The 16,655-nt window shown below is 41.4% G+C and carries 15 protein-coding genes; 10 read left to right on the top strand and 5 right to left on the bottom strand.

Translation table 11 applies throughout. The annotated features are described in order from the left end of the window. Window positions 1–1,341, bottom strand: coding sequence for a cytochrome ubiquinol oxidase subunit I (locus tag LVD17_RS23650; RefSeq protein WP_233761988.1), 1,341 nt, complete (start codon window positions 1,339–1,341; stop codon window positions 1–3). Between the two features lie 316 nt (window positions 1,342–1,657). Between LVD17_RS23650 and LVD17_RS23645 the strand changes: the two genes are divergently transcribed. Then, window positions 1,658–1,900, top strand: coding sequence for a pinensin family lanthipeptide (locus tag LVD17_RS23645; protein ID WP_233761987.1), 243 nt, complete (start codon window positions 1,658–1,660; stop codon window positions 1,898–1,900). Between the two features lie 60 nt (window positions 1,901–1,960). Here LVD17_RS23645 and LVD17_RS23640 read toward each other — a convergent pair whose 3' ends face one another. Together LVD17_RS23640 and LVD17_RS23635 are read right to left on the bottom strand one after the other, a co-directional pair. Beyond that, window positions 1,961–3,952: a DUF3352 domain-containing protein gene (locus tag LVD17_RS23640; RefSeq protein ID WP_233761986.1), complete on the bottom strand. Its 1,992-nt coding sequence runs from the start codon at window positions 3,950–3,952 to the stop codon at window positions 1,961–1,963. 66 nt (window positions 3,953–4,018) lie between these two features. After that, a complete protein-coding gene (locus tag LVD17_RS23635; protein WP_233761985.1) occupies window positions 4,019–4,843 on the bottom strand; it encodes a hypothetical protein in 825 nt (274 codons plus the stop codon). A gap of 179 nt (window positions 4,844–5,022) precedes the next feature. On the opposite strand from LVD17_RS23635, the gene LVD17_RS23630 reads away from it, so the two are divergent. The 3 genes from LVD17_RS23630 to LVD17_RS23620 all read left to right on the top strand — a co-directional run bounded on the left by LVD17_RS23630 (window position 5,023) and on the right by LVD17_RS23620 (window position 7,709). Continuing rightward, on the top strand, window positions 5,023–5,742 hold the full coding sequence (locus tag LVD17_RS23630; RefSeq protein ID WP_233761983.1) for an SDR family oxidoreductase: 720 nt from the start codon (window positions 5,023–5,025) through the stop codon (window positions 5,740–5,742). Between the two features lie 81 nt (window positions 5,743–5,823). Continuing rightward, window positions 5,824–6,936 carry a DEAD/DEAH box helicase gene (locus tag LVD17_RS23625; protein ID WP_233761981.1) on the top strand — a complete coding sequence of 371 codons (1,113 nt, stop codon included), beginning with the start codon at window positions 5,824–5,826 and terminating at the stop codon, window positions 6,934–6,936. Window positions 6,937–7,253: 317 nt separating this feature from the next. Continuing rightward, window positions 7,254–7,709, top strand: coding sequence for a hypothetical protein (locus LVD17_RS23620; protein ID WP_233761980.1), 456 nt, complete (start codon window positions 7,254–7,256; stop codon window positions 7,707–7,709). A 14-nt stretch (window positions 7,710–7,723) separates the two neighbouring features. Here LVD17_RS23620 and LVD17_RS23615 read toward each other — a convergent pair whose 3' ends face one another. Together LVD17_RS23615 and LVD17_RS23610 are read right to left on the bottom strand one after the other, a co-directional pair. Further along, window positions 7,724–8,674 carry a class I SAM-dependent methyltransferase gene (locus LVD17_RS23615; protein WP_233761978.1) on the bottom strand — a complete coding sequence of 317 codons (951 nt, stop codon included), beginning with the start codon at window positions 8,672–8,674 and terminating at the stop codon, window positions 7,724–7,726. A 178-nt stretch (window positions 8,675–8,852) separates the two neighbouring features. Then, window positions 8,853–10,430 (bottom strand): sensor histidine kinase, encoded by a 1,578-nt coding sequence (locus LVD17_RS23610; RefSeq protein ID WP_233761976.1) that lies wholly within the window; start codon window positions 10,428–10,430, stop codon window positions 8,853–8,855. Between the two features lie 282 nt (window positions 10,431–10,712). Here LVD17_RS23610 and LVD17_RS23605 point away from each other — a divergent pair, with 282 nt between their 5' ends. The 6 genes from LVD17_RS23605 to LVD17_RS23580 all read left to right on the top strand — a co-directional run bounded on the left by LVD17_RS23605 (window position 10,713) and on the right by LVD17_RS23580 (window position 16,642). Further along, window positions 10,713–11,069, top strand: a complete 357-nt coding sequence (locus LVD17_RS23605; protein WP_233761974.1) for a tellurite resistance TerB family protein — start codon at window positions 10,713–10,715, stop codon at window positions 11,067–11,069. 161 nt (window positions 11,070–11,230) lie between these two features. Then, a complete protein-coding gene (locus tag LVD17_RS23600; protein ID WP_233761972.1) occupies window positions 11,231–12,100 on the top strand; it encodes a sensor histidine kinase in 870 nt (289 codons plus the stop codon). A 29-nt stretch (window positions 12,101–12,129) separates the two neighbouring features. Next, a complete protein-coding gene (locus LVD17_RS23595; RefSeq protein ID WP_233761970.1) occupies window positions 12,130–12,504 on the top strand; it encodes a DUF7793 family protein in 375 nt (124 codons plus the stop codon). 28 nt (window positions 12,505–12,532) lie between these two features. Beyond that, window positions 12,533–12,907, top strand: a complete 375-nt coding sequence (locus tag LVD17_RS23590; RefSeq protein ID WP_233761968.1) for a DUF7793 family protein — start codon at window positions 12,533–12,535, stop codon at window positions 12,905–12,907. A gap of 51 nt (window positions 12,908–12,958) precedes the next feature. Beyond that, window positions 12,959–15,100, top strand: coding sequence for a sensor histidine kinase (locus LVD17_RS23585; protein WP_233761966.1), 2,142 nt, complete (start codon window positions 12,959–12,961; stop codon window positions 15,098–15,100). 36 nt (window positions 15,101–15,136) lie between these two features. After that, window positions 15,137–16,642, top strand: a complete 1,506-nt coding sequence (locus LVD17_RS23580) for an AAA family ATPase (protein ID WP_233761964.1) — start codon at window positions 15,137–15,139, stop codon at window positions 16,640–16,642. Window positions 16,643–16,655 lie beyond the last annotated feature (13 nt).

Here is a 16,655-nt window from a genome sequence, read left to right as displayed (position 1 = left end):
CTATTGAGTTGGCTCTGCCGATTTCTTAGAATGATTGTCAGAATATAGCTCAGGCACAGACTTGATCTGTCTGTAAAGCAGAAAGATAACAATGGCTGATAATGAGAGATATACCAATGTGAATATGAGAAAGGAATAGGTAATGCCTGGCATTGGCGTTAATGCCTCACTGGTTTTCATAAAACCATACAAGATCCAGGGCTGCCGGCCTACCTCTGTAACAGTCCACCCGGCCTCAACGGCGATAAAGCCAAGCGGCGTAGCGGCGACAAACAGCGTCAGAAACCACTTTTTGTTCAGCCAGCTTTTCCTTCGCCATGCAGCAAAGAAGTACAGCAGACCCAGCCCTACCATGATCATACCGGCTATTACCATAATTTGAAAAGCCAGGTGTGTTACCAAAACAGGCGGATGATTCTCTTCCGGAATCTGGTCCAGGCCAATAACAGTTGCGTCAAAGTCTCCATGGGCCAAAAAACTGAGTGCCCCGGGAATTTCTATAGCATAATCAACGGTTTTGTTTTTTTCATCGGGGATACCACCTATCAGCAAAGGAGCACGTTTTGTAGTCTCAAAATGCGACTCCATAGCGGCTAGTTTGGCGGGCTGTCGTTTGGCTATGTCCTTGGCTGATATATCACCTGAAACAGGCTGGATAATCGCTGCTATGCCTCCGAAAATAATAGCTATTTTAAATGCCTTAACATGAAAAGCTACGTTTCTGCCCTTTAGCAGCATAAGGGCATGAATACCAGCTACAGCAAAGCCCGTTGCTACAAAAGCAGCGATGGTCATATGTAAGGCCTGCGTAAACCATGCATCATTAAACATGGCCGCGATAGGGTCAATATTTATATATTTACCGTCAACATAATCAAAACCCGAAGGACTGTTCATCCACCCATTAGCTGCTACTACTAAAATACCCGAAGCCAACCCGCTAATACCAACGATTAAACCGGTAACCCAGTGAAACCAGGGGTTAAACCTGTCCCAGCCATACAGGAAAAATCCAATAGCTATAGCTTCAATAAAAAAAGCTGTTCCTTCAAGTGAAAATGGCATCCCAAAGATAGGGCCTGCATGTTCCATAAATTTAGGCCAAAGCAGGCCCAGCTCGAAAGAAAGCATGGTGCCCGACACAGCACCTGTAACAAAGAATATAGCAACTCCTTTACTCCATGCTTTAGTGAGATTTTTATGATTCAGATCACCTGTCTTAAGATAGAAAAAGTGCGATGTTGCCATAAAAAAAGGCATTACCATGCCTATACACGCAAAAATGATATGAAATCCGAGAGATAAGGCCATTTGCGACCGTGCAGCCATCAGGTCATCCATAATCCTTTCGTTTTAGTCTGGCACGTTGTCGGGTGCCAGCGGTTTGATGGAGCTAAAGTTATGAAGTAATTGGCATTTTAAAGGGCAGAAAAACAGGGTTTTTGAAAACTAATTTTAAGAACCGGACCTAAGTTGAGAATGGCATATATAGTCTTTAAAAGATCTGTTCTGCCAGATATGAAATAAAATAAAAAATGTGTAAAGCGGTAACGATTGGAAGCATGATTCAACTAATGGTCAGGAGGAACCCGAAAAACCTTAGATCTTCAGAATGGTCTTGCAAAACGAGTAGGGGAATAATGCAAAATCTAAACCTATGAAAAAGAAATTTAAACTTGATGATTTAAAAGTGAAGAGCTTTGTTACAGATGTTGACGGACAATCTCAGCAAACTGTTAAGGGCGGGGTGCTGGTCAGCGCTTTTTGTGATACTGGCATCTCGGCTTGCAGGTGTCCCACGGAGTTTTGCCCTTCGCAGTTTTGTGCTACTCAGGAGGGGCCTTTGTGTGGGGGAACGACTACATTTAACCCTAAAACAGAAACAATAATTTTCTGGTAATTTTTTCTTCATAAATAGTTTAGGCAGCTTATTGGGGGCCTTTAAGGTCCTCAATAAGTTTTAATCTTCTTCACGCATACCTTCGTCATACTTTATTTTCGTGATCAGTTCGCCGTGCTCGTCATAAACTTTCCAGGTACCGTCTTTCTTGTCATTTTTGTACCTGCCTTTAAACTGTGCGGTACCGTTTTCAAAGTAGCTTTCAAACCGGCCATGCTTCCATCCGTTTTTAAGGTCTACTTCATATTTCAGGTTGCCATTCTCATAATAGGCTTTGTGCTCATCCTTGGATAGGTCAGGCACTACGATACGGTCAACGTCTTTCAGTTCGTTTTCATAAGTTTCCTCCCAGGTGAGCACTTTGTCGGGAATTTCATGCTTCGGCACTATAGCCGGTAATGTCTTTTGCCCGGTTTTTCCGGAAGCAGACGGTACTTCAAATGAAGAGTAAAACGCAGTATGGAAAATGTCACCTTCCTGTGGTGAAAGCTGCAAACTCATACGGTTAAAACATGTGATATATTCCTTATTTTTTTCCATACCTCTCCAATCCTCCAGTTCCATTAAAGGACGCAGGTCATCAAAAAGATCTGGCATATTGACATATGCGAATACAGAAGTGCTTTCTTTCAGGCCATCGTAGTGTTCCTGGAATTCACTGTTGTAAAAAAGCGTAGTTTCATCTTCTATCGAGTCAATAATATTTTTCAATGTATGCGGGTGATTACTGAATATTACCCAGTCACCAACTGTACTGTAGTACGGCTTATCAAATTTATCAAAAAGCTTCCCTAAAAACACTTTGAAAAAGCCCTTCATGGCCATATAATGAATTTCATGACCTTTATAGGAAACACTTTTTACTTTTACCGGTGTTTTCTTCTTTATCTGCTGCCTGATCTTGTCAAGTCCTGCTTTTGCCTGTTCAATGTCCTTTGTTTTTAGCAAGAGTGCATATTCGCCGATACCAGTCTTGCTGCTTGCACTGGCTTGTAACATTACAGCCTCATTATCTACCCAATTAATGAAAACCTCGTGGAGATCAATTTTCAGGAATCCCTCTACCAAATCCCTGTTTTCCAAATAGGCCTTTTCCTGTTCGGGGCTCGCTTTAAGTGTAGCTTCCAGGTTTTCTACAAAAGATGCGAAGTCCTTAAAACCGAGGCTTACAAAATACGGAGAACTTTGCGGGATGACTTTTAAAAATTCGTGAGGACCTTCCCCTGAAGAGTATAATGCTTTTACGTAGGAATTGACGGTGTCGTTAATATTAGTAATTCCACCTAGCTCTAGCTTGCTATCATCAAGGTTAAGGGCAAAGCCACCATATCTAAGGCTCGTAGCTATCATGTCCATTGACGGATTGTCAAGCGCGAATTGTCCGAGATACTCCATAAAGCCATTGAGGTTTACGTAAGCGCGTAGCAAACCCCTGAAGCCAAGTTGATCAGTGATTTCAAGAAAATACCGGTCATTCTGTTCAGGATCAATGTGCTGGCGGATGACAGCTTCAACTAAAGCAGGTGAGTAGGAAATAACCAGCAGATTCTCAATAAACGAAAGGTACAGCGTTTCTTTTTCGACAATATCATAAAGTTCGGTGATCTCGATGCCCTCATACTTCCTGTAGGTGATTTTATAGCTTTCGTCTACCAGGTTTTGCATATAATATCTGATGTTTTGAAGGCGGGAGGCCCGGGCCAGATCCATTACATAGAGGTAATCATAAGTGTCCTGCACCGGATGGGCTGCTATTAAGAGCTCTTTGTTGCCAACAAAGTCCAGCCACTCGTTGGCTAAAAAGAGAGAATCAAGATAATTAGCATTATCAGTTATTTCAGCAAACTGAGGGTTCTTTTTAAGGTGCTTCCAAATGTCGCTCTCACTAAGTTCTTTCCAGCTATCAATCGGGCGGCTGCTTGCCAGAATAAAGGCTGCCTGAGAGGGTATGAGGTTAATGGGTTTTATGCGATAGACCGGTGACCAGTACAGGAAATAAAAAAGGCTTCCGGCAACGATGACCACCATTACCAGTATAATAATTTTTTTCATGTTGCCAATATGCTAATAAATAGAGTAATCAATAAGTTATTAACGGAAAGGGAGTCAGAATATTGGTTAATCGTATCGGCCATTTAACCAGGCCCATAGCCTTATGATAGGATTCTTGTGATAAACGACTTTCTTTTTTACTATAGAAGCTTCTGTTACTTTCTTTTTTTTCTTTCGGGGTTTTGCTACAGCCTTCGGCTTGTTTTGTTCAGACTTTACGAGTTGCTCGTAATATTCCTTTTTTTTCTTTTTTAGCTTTTTCTCTCTTTCTTTTTTCTTTCGTTGAGCCTCTCTTTCCTGACGTTTCTGCCTTTGCTCAAAGGTTTCCTGTCTTTTAGGCTTGCGATAGTTTTTTTTGCTGTTTGTCTCTCCAGTGTTTCTTTTTTGTCTTGTTTTTCTCTCTGTAATGCTCTTTTCCGGCGCCTCATCCTTTTCTTTTTTTACAGGTTCGGGAAGGTCAATTTTGCCCAGAACTTTAATGCCCTCCAGCTTTATCTTTTTTGCACGGATAACTTCAACTTCACCAGGCTCAGGAGCTCTGTTTTCAGCTAGTTTTTGCGCGGGCTTTTCATCAGGTAGGTTTGCTTCAGCTTGCACAATTTCTTCCGTTTCCTGCTTGTCAGAGGCTATGGCAGTTTGCTTATCTTCCTGGTGGTATGTTTTTTTGGTTTCTACCGCCTTAACTTGTACCGGTTTCTCAGCAGAATCCTCATCAGCATTTTCGATTGTGATATCACTTGATTTTCCAAAGTGCTCCATCACAACAGCCAGTGCCCTGTCATCAATTTTGGCATTGCTACCTTCAATATTCAGGATGCCTTTTTTTGATAAAAACTTAATGATTTCACTCTGGGTAATTCCTAATTTGCGGGATAACTGTACAAGTCTCATGGCTGATTACTTATTTTGGGTGCAAAAATATATAACTTTTATTATTTAACCTGTCAAATTCAAGTTTAGTGCCCGAATTAACACCACCAACTGCCTTTACAATGGTTGTATAATCAGACTTTCAAACAAAGGGTTTTTTATTCCGTTAACAGAATAGGTTTTAAATAACAAAACAAAATATGGTTGAAATAGAAGGAAAAACAGCTTTAATCACCGGGGGAAGCAAGGGGATTGGTTTTGGTATAGCAGAGATAATGCTAAAGCATGGTATGAATGTTGCCATTACCAGTCGCTCGCAACAAGCGGCAAATGAGGCGGCTGAAACACTTAAAAACACGGGTAAAGGAGAAATATTGGCGATAGAAGCCGACGTTCGAAATGCCGGGTCCCAGCAGGAGGCTGTCGGAAAAGTACTAAAAAAATGGGGAAAGCTCGACGTAGTAGTGGCCAACGCCGGTTTGGGGCACTTCGGTTCTATAGAAGAACTTACTCCCGAGCAATGGCAGGAAACTATAGATACTAATCTGACGGGTGTATTTAATACCATAAAAGCAGCGATTGCTCCTTTGAAAGATAGCAAGGGATATATTATCACCATATCAAGTCTTGCTGGAACAAACTTTTTTGCCGGTGGTTCTGCTTATAATGCCAGTAAATTTGGGCTCACAGGCTTCACCCAGGCCGTTATGCTTGACCTCCGTAAATACGGTATAAGAGTGAGTACTATTATGCCGGGATCAGTTTCTACAAATTTTAATAATCATGAGCCCGGAGATCAGGATGCATGGAAGATTCAGATCGAGGATATCGGGGAAATGGTGGTAGATATGCTCAGGCTTAACCCCAGGACGCTGCCCAGTAAAATAGAAGTGAGGCCTGCCACACCGCCCGGTAGCTGACCTGGCAGTTTTGAAAAGTGTACTTTTGAGCATTATTAAGATTAATTGGATTAAGTTTGCACTTCATTAAAGTACCAGACTTTGGCAACATTTAAATCACTTGGCGTTTCGGAAGAATTTCTGAAAGCTTTAAAGGAAGTTAACATTGTTCAACCAACCGAAATTCAGGAAAGGGCTATTCCCTTTCTTTTGAGTAAGGGCAGCGATTTTATAGGTCAGGCTCAAACGGGTACAGGTAAGACAGCAGCCTTTGGACTGCCTTTACTTCACCGGGTAGATCCGAAAAATAAAAACGTGCAGGCGCTGATACTGTCACCCACAAGGGAGCTTGGCCAGCAAATAGCAAAACAATTATTCAAGTTTACCAAATACTCTGAAAAAATATATACCGAAGCTGTTTATGGCGGTGCACGTATCGAAAACCAGATAGCAGCCTTGAGACGTCCTACGCAGATAGTAGTGGCAACACCGGGAAGACTGGTTGACCTGCTGGATCGCAAGGCAATCGATCTGAGCCACATTTCCACTATAGTATTAGATGAAGCCGATGAAATGCTAAGCATGGGCTTTAAAAAGGAGCTTGACAACATACTCAAACGTACCAGCGGTACAAGGAATACCTGGCTTTTTTCTGCTACCATGCCGGGTGAGATCAAGCAGATCATCAAGACTTATATGGCTCCTGATGCTTATAAAGTTGAAGTGGATAAAGACGAAATTGTCAATGCCTCTATTGAGCATCAGTATATGATATGTGATGCTTCTCAAAAGCTTGATGCCCTGATCCACTTCGTAAAAGTTCAGGGAGAAAAACGTGGTATAATATTTTGCAAAACCAAGGCTGCAGCTAAGCTTTTGGCACAGCAGCTTATCAGTAAAAACCTTGATGTAGACGCTATTCATGGCGACCTGATGCAGAAAGAGAGAGATAAAGTAATGCGGGCTTTTCACAAGCACAAAGTACGCGTACTGATTGCTACCGATATTTCTGCCAGGGGTATAGATGTGGCAAATCTTGCTTATGTGGCCCATTACCAGTTGCCTGATCAGTTAGAGTACTATACGCACCGCAGTGGAAGAACGGCACGTGCAGGAAAGAAGGGCTTGTCCATTTGCTTTGTTGAACCCCAGGAAGTAAAACGGATCAGACAGATAGAGAAGGAACTGAGTATTTCATTTAATCAGGCGGGATAGAAGGGTTCTGCCGCTTACGTAGTTATACCTGCTGTTAAGGTACCTGATTTGCACAATTGTAAAATTGCTGCGACCTTAAACTCCTGATGGATTGTAGACTCCAGGGATCATAAATATTATATTCCAACATGTAAGTTTTAGTTATAAATAGTTACAATTTCAAACTTTTATAACCTCGTATGCGCTTATAAGACATAAGTAATTTTTTAATTATCGCAATCAAATATGTAATATATTTTAGATAGTTAGTTATATGATTTAATAAATTATTAATATTTTTGCAAGTACTAATCAATCTGTATATTGTGCAAAAAAAATTGACAACTGACAAAGTCAATCTGCTCTTAATAGATCGCTGGATATTGGAAGAGGAAATGACACTGGAGCAGGTAGGAGAGGTGATACCAACCATATTTTATGTGATAAATTCTGATTTGACTATCAGGTATATTAACTCGATAGGGTACCAATGGCTCAATTTGGAGCCGGATCAGGCGAGTCGTACATCCATCTCCATAACTAATTATTATCATCCTGATACCTTACATGTGGCCAGGTCGCAGATGCATCAATTTTACAATTTACAGAACTCATTTGACATTCAGTATGACCTGCAAAAGGTTTGGTACGAAAGGGATGCCGAATATAAACTGAGTCTGATCACCACCAAATTTTCAAAGAACCTTGACGGGCTGTTGTCAACGGTAGCTCCTCTGGAAGAATTACCAAACCTTAAGAACAGGATCAGGGGAGCAGAGGCAAACAGGCCCTGACCTCAAGCGTGCCGTTATTTAACCACTCTGCCGGCTACTACATACATTAAGCTTCCGCCTGCGGATATATATTTTTGTTCTATAAGTTGCTTCAAAAGCTTTTCTTTATACATCATTACATAGTTCCAGTATATATCAAAGTCTGCCTTCTTTCCGCCTCCGGCTTTAAAGTACCATAGATCACGGTCATAGTTGAAGCCTCCGCCACCACCGGTTTCCAGCCAGTCTATTAACTGGGCTACCCTTACCCTTTTTTCACGGGTATCATACGGAGGAATACAGGAAAGTGCTTTGTCAGATATCCAAACCTGAATATCTTCCAGACCAAGTTGCGTAAACAGGTCAGGCAGAGCATCTCCAAGGGAATTGAAACCCAGGCCGAGTTTTCTTTTTCCCTTTTCACACCTTAGCCGTACCTCTATGATCTTCAGCATATCATCAATGTCAAAATGTGTCTGGGCATAATTATCAAACATGAGGGAGTGAACAAGGTTGTTGGGCTCAATGGCCACGATCCAGCCGTCATCTCTGGTTATCCTTTTCATTTCTTCAATCACATGTTTCGGCTGGTCGACATGTATAAGCAACGTCTGGCAAAAGGTAAGATCCATTTCATCAGTTTCAAAAGGAATGTCCATGGCATCGCCCTCCACAAAGTGGAATTCATTTCCATGCTCCCGGCTTTTCTTTTTACTCTTTTGACGAGCCTTCTTTATGTGGCCCTTCTCAAAATCCATTCCTTTAATAACCGTAGTTTCCGGGAAGAATTTTGACAGTGTAAATGACATCGTGCCTATTCCGCAGCCAATATCAGCAACCTTGCGGCACCGATCAAAACTTAGTCTTTTAGACAAAAGCTCCAGGTAGTCTTCGTTCCACCAGTATTCCCGCTCCTCTGTCAATACCGATTCGGAGTGTTGCTTTTCAATACTTTTTTGATGTGCTGCGCTATTGTATTTACCCATTTGTAGATTTTTGTAATTATGCCCAACTAACCCATGAGCTTTGGTTTGATTTATACATGAAAGACCGGCCTTTACTTGATCGATGATTTGTGAAAGGGAAGGATCACAGGGATCAGAAATGTTTATAAAGGAAGTATTGCCTAAAATGGCTTGCTAAATTATTTTCAAAGATAAGGGATTAACAGCAGAACTCTGTACGGTCGGTCTGGCTGCCTAGCGTAAAATAAAAAACCGAACCCTCATCAATCTTACCTTCAGCCCATACACGCCCTCCGTGCCTTTGTACTATCCTGCTTACCGTAGCCAGTCCAATCCCCGTCCCTTCAAATTCACTGTCGTTATGCAGTCTTTGAAAAACCCCAAAGAGTTTGTCATGGTAGTCCATGTCAAAACCAACTCCATTATCCTTAACAAAATATACCACCTCTCCATTCAGTCTTTTTGAGCCAATATGTATTTCAGAGGTATCTTTTTTAGAAGAATATTTTACGGCATTGGATATGAGGTTTTGATAAACCAGAGACATCATGATCTTATCTGCGTTGGCTGCCGGTAACTGATCTATGGCAATTGAGATATTATTTACGCTGGAACCAACCAGCTCATCAACCATTCTTTGAGCCAGGTCTTTCATGTCTATTTTGGTTTTTTCTATGGCTTCCCTTTCCAGCTTGGAGAAATTTAGCAGGCAGTCGATCAGCTTATTCATTTTCTCAGTGCTTCTTAAAATCGTATTCAATATTTTTTTGCCATTTATATCCAATGTCTTTTCATAATCCTCCTCCAGTATTTTGCTGAAACCAGCAATACTCCTCAATGGAGCCCTGAGATCATGGCTGATAGAATATGAAAAAGACTCCAGCTCCTTGTTCAAGGCTTCAAGTTGATCTGCCTGGACCCTCAGCTCTTCATTGGCATTTTCAAGTTTTGTTTCATTTAAGTCTCTTAGCCTGTCAGCCTTATTTAATGATTTTGCGGCCAGCCATGTGACGGATGCAAGAAGAATTATAACACCAATGGTAAAAGTGGCAGCGGCAAATTCTGAATCGAAAAAAGCGGCCCGATTGCCCAAAAGTGATGCCCAACCCAAAAATACAGGCACAAGGAAAATAGGTAATAACAGCCGACGCGCCATTTTTCCACCGGCATGGTGTGTAGTTAATTCACTCATCATGCCCTTGTCAGGGGCAAGGAATAATACTCCTATGGCAAGGGCAAGAAAGCAAATTGCCGTATGCAGCGCCATTGGAATAAATGCGAGGACACGATAATAAAAACTCACGTTGTAGATGTAGCCTATTACCGACAATAGAGAAAGCAACAAAACAGCTATTGCCATAAACTCCGATACCCTTTTACCAGTATTGGTTTCATGAGGTAAATAAAATAAGGCCAGGCTTATAATTATAAAGCATAAAGCAGTATTAGGAGCCATGCTATTGGTGTTGCCAACTACCACGTCAAGCTGGAGCCTTTCGTGAAACAGTATCGTATCTATATTGCTCTCAACTCCGGAGGCCATACCAGCGACCTTAATCATGCAAATGGCTGTAATGGCGAGGGAAATAGCCCTGGGCCATGTGATCGGCAGGTTTTTGCGAGAGAAAAGTAGTAACGATATTGCAGCCATGATAAAACAGACAGCCGTAAGCGGATTCATGGCTACGAGACCGGGGATAATTCGCTTCAGAATGTCTACATCCAGCCGCCAGCCGAGCAATACAGCTATGGCTACGCCTATGATGGTATAAGCCAAGCATTTAGATATTTGTACAAACGAATAATATAGTGAAGGGGTAAGCATTAGCCTGTCATAACTATACAATATAACTTTTTATTTGCTAATGCTCAAGAGCAAAATACATGTTGATTGTAAAAACAGTGCCTCTTTTCCAGGTTAGGTACTTGTAGTAAATACAATGAAGGGCAGGTAAAGAGGGGTTTCTTTTTAAATTGACTTAAATTTTTATCAAAATTCGAATTTATCTGTTATATTAAAAGTTCAGGACTTTTTAATTTTGTTTTATAGGCCACATATATGTTAGATATTGATTTAGAACATTTTCGTAACCTTGTTTCACTCGCAGCGGTTGATGGTAAAATTGAAGACATTGAAAGAGTAACACTTTCTAAAATTGCTTTTGAAAGAGGTATTCCGCTTGACAGGCTCAACATTATGCTTGATCGGGCACATGAATATCTCTACCTGATTCCCCAAAACCAGGTTGAAAAAGAGAAACAGTTGGAAGATATGATCAAATTAGCCCTCGTGGATGGTGATTTTGCTCCGGCAGAACATAAACTGATCAAAACGGTGGGTGAAAAACTTGGTTTCAGCAAGCAGGAACTTGACAGTCTTGTTGAAAAACATGTCCGACGCATTAATGTGAAATAACGTTGCGCTCTAAGTTGACAGGGCTGCATATTTTTAATCTTGCACCTTCCTGATCTTACCGTTTTATGCTATGAGATAAGGCATATTTAAAGTGTTTATTAGTGTAACTTTTTCTATATTACATTAGAGCTACTTTAGATATAGCCTTAAAGCTTTGTGCTATGGGTGATCAGGATAACGAAAAGAGATTAAACGATATTCTGGATATGATAGGAAGCATGGCTTCCCTTGATTTTTCCAAGGTTTTGGAGATAAGCGATCGCAATGACATGATCGATGCCATAGCGCTTGGGTTAAACATGCTCAGTGAGGAGCTGAATGCCCAGGTAGTAGCGAGAGCAAGTCTCGACGAACTCAATGACAGGCTTGAGCAGTTTGCTCATACAACAGCTCACGATCTCAAATCCCCGCTAAATAACCAGTCAGGCCTGCTTATGCTTTTGGAGCTGGCATTAAAGCCCTCAAAGAACAGCGATGTCGAAACCTGCATCAGCAAACTCAAACTGATGAATGAGAAAATGAAGAGCTTGGTAGAAGGCATTCTGGCCTATTCGGTAGTACATGCCAGAGAAGTGATAAAAGAGCAAATTGATATTAATGAACTGCTTCGGGAAGTGATGGATTTAGACGATGTCTCAGGCAGGGCTGAAGTAGTGGTGGAAGGTAAATTGCCACAAATCTTTTATAACAAAACAGCCAGCGTCCAGATCATTAGAAATTTATTGGATAACGCAATAAAGTATTCCGACAAGACGAAATGTGAGATCAGAATTTCGTCTAAAGATCTTGGTACTCATTATCAGCTAACTTTTAAGGACAATGGTCCGGGTATAGAATCGCAATATCATGACAAAATATTTGAGTTGTTTAACAAGATAGAACCTTCATATAAGGCAGACAGTGTGGGCATTGGCCTGGCTACTGTTAAGCGCATAGTAGAAACCGGTGGTGGTCGTATATGGGTGGAGTCGGAGCTGGGAAAAGGATCCTCTTTCCATTTTACCTTGCCTAAAGATAGCGGGAATGTGTAGATAATATAGAACTGTTTTACATAGTCATTATGGAATATCGCGAAACGGAAAAGATCAAATTTACCCTGAGAGATGATAATATTCTTCAGACCGAATGCTTTCCAAATACAATAATGACCCTGGAAGATGGCAGGGAGAGTACAAGGATATCCGCAGAAATGGTGAATTACGCACCTCTACCTTTACTTTGTGATTTGACAAACGTGGTTAAGATGACCCAGGACTGCAGGAAGCACTTTTCAGGAGCGCAGCACGCTGAAACTTTTAGCAAGTGCGCTTTAATAGTTACTAATCCGGTGAGCAAAATAATAGGTAATTTCTTTCTTGGCCTGAACAAGCCGTTAAAGCCAACAAAGTTATTTACCAATAAAGAAGAAGGGGTAAAGTGGCTTAAACAGGTATGAAGAATTTGTAGAATTAACCTCTAAAGCAATGATGCAGCGCGAAACAGATAAGATAAAGTATGTGCTTAATACAGACGGTATACTATGTATAGAGTGCTCACCTAACACGATCATGACTTTGGAGGATGGCAAAACAAGTACCAGGATTGGGACGGAACTTATTAGTGGTAATCCGGTACCTATGTTATGTGATCTGACCAATGTGGTAAAAATGACTCAAGACTGCAGAAAACACTTTTCCGGGGCTGAGCATGCTAGAATCTTCACAAAGTGTGCTTTAATAATTACCAGCCCGATAAGCAGGATAATTGGAAATTTTTTCCTTGGAGCTAATAAACCCCTAAAACCGACACGACTGTTTACCAATAAAGTTGAAGCTATAAAATGGTTAAAAAATGAATAGGTCAAAAGCGCACCTGGTCGATTAGAAGTATTGTTATAAGTTGGCTTAATTATGAATATCTCATCTTTCAAGTGGCTGTTTGTTCTGTATTTTAGTCTTATAGGAGTTTCAGGCACTGCACAGAAGGTTGGTCTTCTGTTAGGAAGCTATGTTAGCTCCAGGTGGTATCTTGACCAGAAATTGTTTGTCGACAGGTTGAGCGGTTTGGGTATAACCTGTGCAGTCAAAATAGCATATGATCCGGATGAACAGCTAGAGCAGGCGGGAGAACTTATAGAAGCAGGAGCGGAGGTGCTTGTGATTGTACCTTTGGATGCAGGAAAAGCCGCCTCGATAGTAAGAATCGCCAAATATGCAGGAGTTCCGGTAATATCTTATGACCGGCTTATTCTGAGCAATGAGCTGGCGGTATACTTATCATACGACAATCTTAAAGTAGGCAAGCTCCAGGCACAGTATATGTTATCAAAGGTACCCCGGGGAGATTATTTGCTGATAAACGGACCTATATCTGATAATAACGCTATCCTCTTCAGGGAAGGACAGATGCAAGTGCTGAGGCCGCACATTGAAAGTGGCGATATACGAATTGTAGATGACATCGTCCTTGACAAGTGGAGCCAGATGGAGTCTTTTGAAAAAGTAACACTTCATTATAAGTCTGACCGTAAAAAGCCGGATGTAATTCTGGCAGCCAATGATGCTTTGGCCAATGGTGTTATTAAGGCGCTTCCTTCCGAATATACCGGCAAAGTTTATATCTCCGGTCAGGACGCCGATTTGGCGGGTATCCGCAATATCATTGCAGGCCATCAGACTATGACCGTGTACAAGCCTATTAAGCCTTTGGCATATCTGGCTGCAGAAAAAGCTGAGGAACTGCTTAACAGGCAGGAGTTGACAGCAGGCATGGTCAGGCATAGCGACAGCATTTCAGTGCCGACAATCCTGATGGAGCCAGTGGTAGTTGATAAAAACAATTACAGAGAAACCATTTTGAAAGACGGACATGCCTCCCTTTTGGAAGTTGTGAACAATCTGGGAGAGGCATTTGAGCAGGAACGAAATAAGATACGCCTTACTCTCCTTGAGAAAGAAAAGGCTCTTGAGGTAGAAAAAAAGATCAACCAGCGAAATACTTTTATCATCATATTAATCTTTTTTTTGTTGTCGGTTATGGGACTTTCATACACGATTTACCAGAAACAGCGGGATAACAAACTGCTAAACAAGCAAAAGAAAATAATCCAGGGGAAAAACGAGGAGCTTAATCAAACGAATAAAACCCTGAGAGCTTATAATGATGAATTGACACAACATCAGGAAGAGATAAGTGCCCAAAGGGATGCTATTGCCCTTCAAAACCAAAAACTTGAAGAGGTTAAAACAATCATCGAACAGCAGCGTGATGAGATTATGAGGCAAAATGAAACCCTTGAGGCCGAGGTTCGGAAGCGTACAGGTGAGCTGGTACAATATGTACAGCAACTTGAAGAGTACGCCTTTATAACAGCTCATAAACTCAGGGCGCCGGTGGCCAGGATCACCGGCCTGGGACAGCTAATTGAGAAAAAGCAAAGTAATCCTGAAGAGGTAAAGTTTATCCTTGAAAAACTGAGCGCAGCCAGTGAAGAGTTAGGGCTGATATTTGACGACCTTAATGCCGTGCTTGATATCAGAACATTTTCCATGGAAGTATTTACTGAAGTAGATATAATGGAGGAAATTGACTATGTGAAGGCCAACCTTAAGGCTGAAATTAAACGGCACAACGTGATCATTAAACCGGAACTTAGTTATGTCAAAACCATTTTTTCGATACAGCCTTACATTCAGAGTATTCTCTTCAATCTCATAAGCAACAGTATTAAATACAGGCATGCTGACCGGCAGTTGGAGGTAAAAGTCCGGACGGAACTTGTTGATGATAAAGTTTGCCTGTCAGTATCAGACAATGGTATTGGCATTGCGGCACCCGATATTGAAAGCATGTTTCAGCTATATCAGCGTCATCATTTCCATGTTGAAGGCCGCGGTATTGGTTTGTTCCTTGTTAAAACTCAAATGGATGCATTGGGAGGAGAAATAAAAGTAAAAAGCAGGGTTGGAAAAGGCACTACCCTGGAATTCTATCTTAAGCAAACCGCTGATACTTCTACTATTAAAGAAGCAAAAAAAACTATTACTATTTAATTATTATATTGCCCTGATTTTTCTAAAATTATATTCATGAAAAGAGAAGATGGCCGAGTAGCCGCGCCAATTTCCGCCGAGTACATTAAGATGATTGCAAAGGAGAGCAAAAAGGCATATGATACATGTCTTATACTTGAGCGTGAAAAGGACTTTATTGCGGCTATACCTTCTATGACAGAGCCACAGGCGGGAAATATTGAGTATAAACCTCAGCATGTTCTCCTCCATGACATAGTCGGTGTTTTTAACCGGTTTGCGGCCCTTCGGCCAAACCAGGAAGCCATACCAAAAAAAGCCAAGCTGATATTGATTTACCTTTACGAGCAAATGCAAGGTAAAGACCTGGGCGAATTATATGGCTCTGCAAGGATCAATGAAATGATACATTCGGAGCGCTTCGAGAATAATATAACGCTTATCCGTGAGACTTCTTTTTTTTCTCCAGCTAAAGAAATGAAAGACGAATTCATCCTGCCAGCTCTGTTATTAAAAAGCAGGAGTACATATTTTCAGTCGATGGCTTCTTTTCTGACCCGGGTAGCTGCATTGATAGCCAAAGCTGACAACAAGATATCCAACAAGGATAGCGAACTACTCAAAGGTATTTCTGAAAAGGCCAATAGCCCTAAGATATTAATAGACAAAGCTTCCTATAAAGAAGTACCTGAAAATGATTCACTGGAAATAGTACTGGCGGAGCTACACGAGCTGATAGGCATGCAGGATATCAAAAAAAATGTGGAAGATCTGACAAACTTCCTGAAGGTCAGGAAAATGAGGGAAGAGAAGGGCTTAAAAACTACCAACAACTCTTTACATGCTGTATTTATGGGACCTCCAGGCACTGGTAAAACCACCGTTGCCCGGATGCTCGGCCGTATTTACAAACACCTCGGGTATCTCGAAAAGGGGCACCTTGTAGAAACAGACCGTGCCGGAATGGTGGCCGGTTATGTAGGGCAGACAGCACTAAAGGCTGATGAAATAATTAAGAGTGCAACAGGAGGTGTGTTGTTTATCGATGAGGCTTACTCCCTTACCTCCGGCGGACTAAATGATTTTGGCAATGAGGCTATAGAAATACTTCTAAAGAGAATGGAAGACCATCGCGGGGAAATGGTTGTGGTAGTAGCGGGATACCCTGACGAGATGGAAATCTTTATTCAGTCAAACCCGGGGCTTCAGTCGAGGTTTAACCGCTACTTTGAATTTGATCATTTTGATGTTGACTCCCTGCTGGAAATATTTAAATTAAATGCTAAAAAGGCTGATTTTATACTTACGGAAGATGCTGAGGCTAAGCTGATGGAAATATTGGAGCGGGTGCATGAAAAGAGACACCGGGGATTTGGAAATGCCCGCGCCATGAGAAACCTGTTTGAGAAGATCATCGAGAGGCAGGCCAACAGGATTGTTTCTATAGTGCCCATTACAGAGGAGACCTTAAAAAAACTGACAGAAGAAGATATCCCTGAAATCCTTAAAACAGTGAAAGAAATGGTCGTATTTGATGATGAAGAGGACAAGGAAGCGGAATAAATCAGCAAAGAAG

Origin of the sequence: Fulvivirga ulvae, from assembly GCF_021389975.1 — a bacterium.
In the GTDB taxonomy this organism is placed as follows: Bacteria; Bacteroidota; Bacteroidia; order Cytophagales; family Cyclobacteriaceae; genus Fulvivirga; species Fulvivirga ulvae.
The sequence above is the reverse complement of the archived record's forward strand: the minus strand, read 5'-3'. Positions and strand labels throughout refer to the sequence as shown.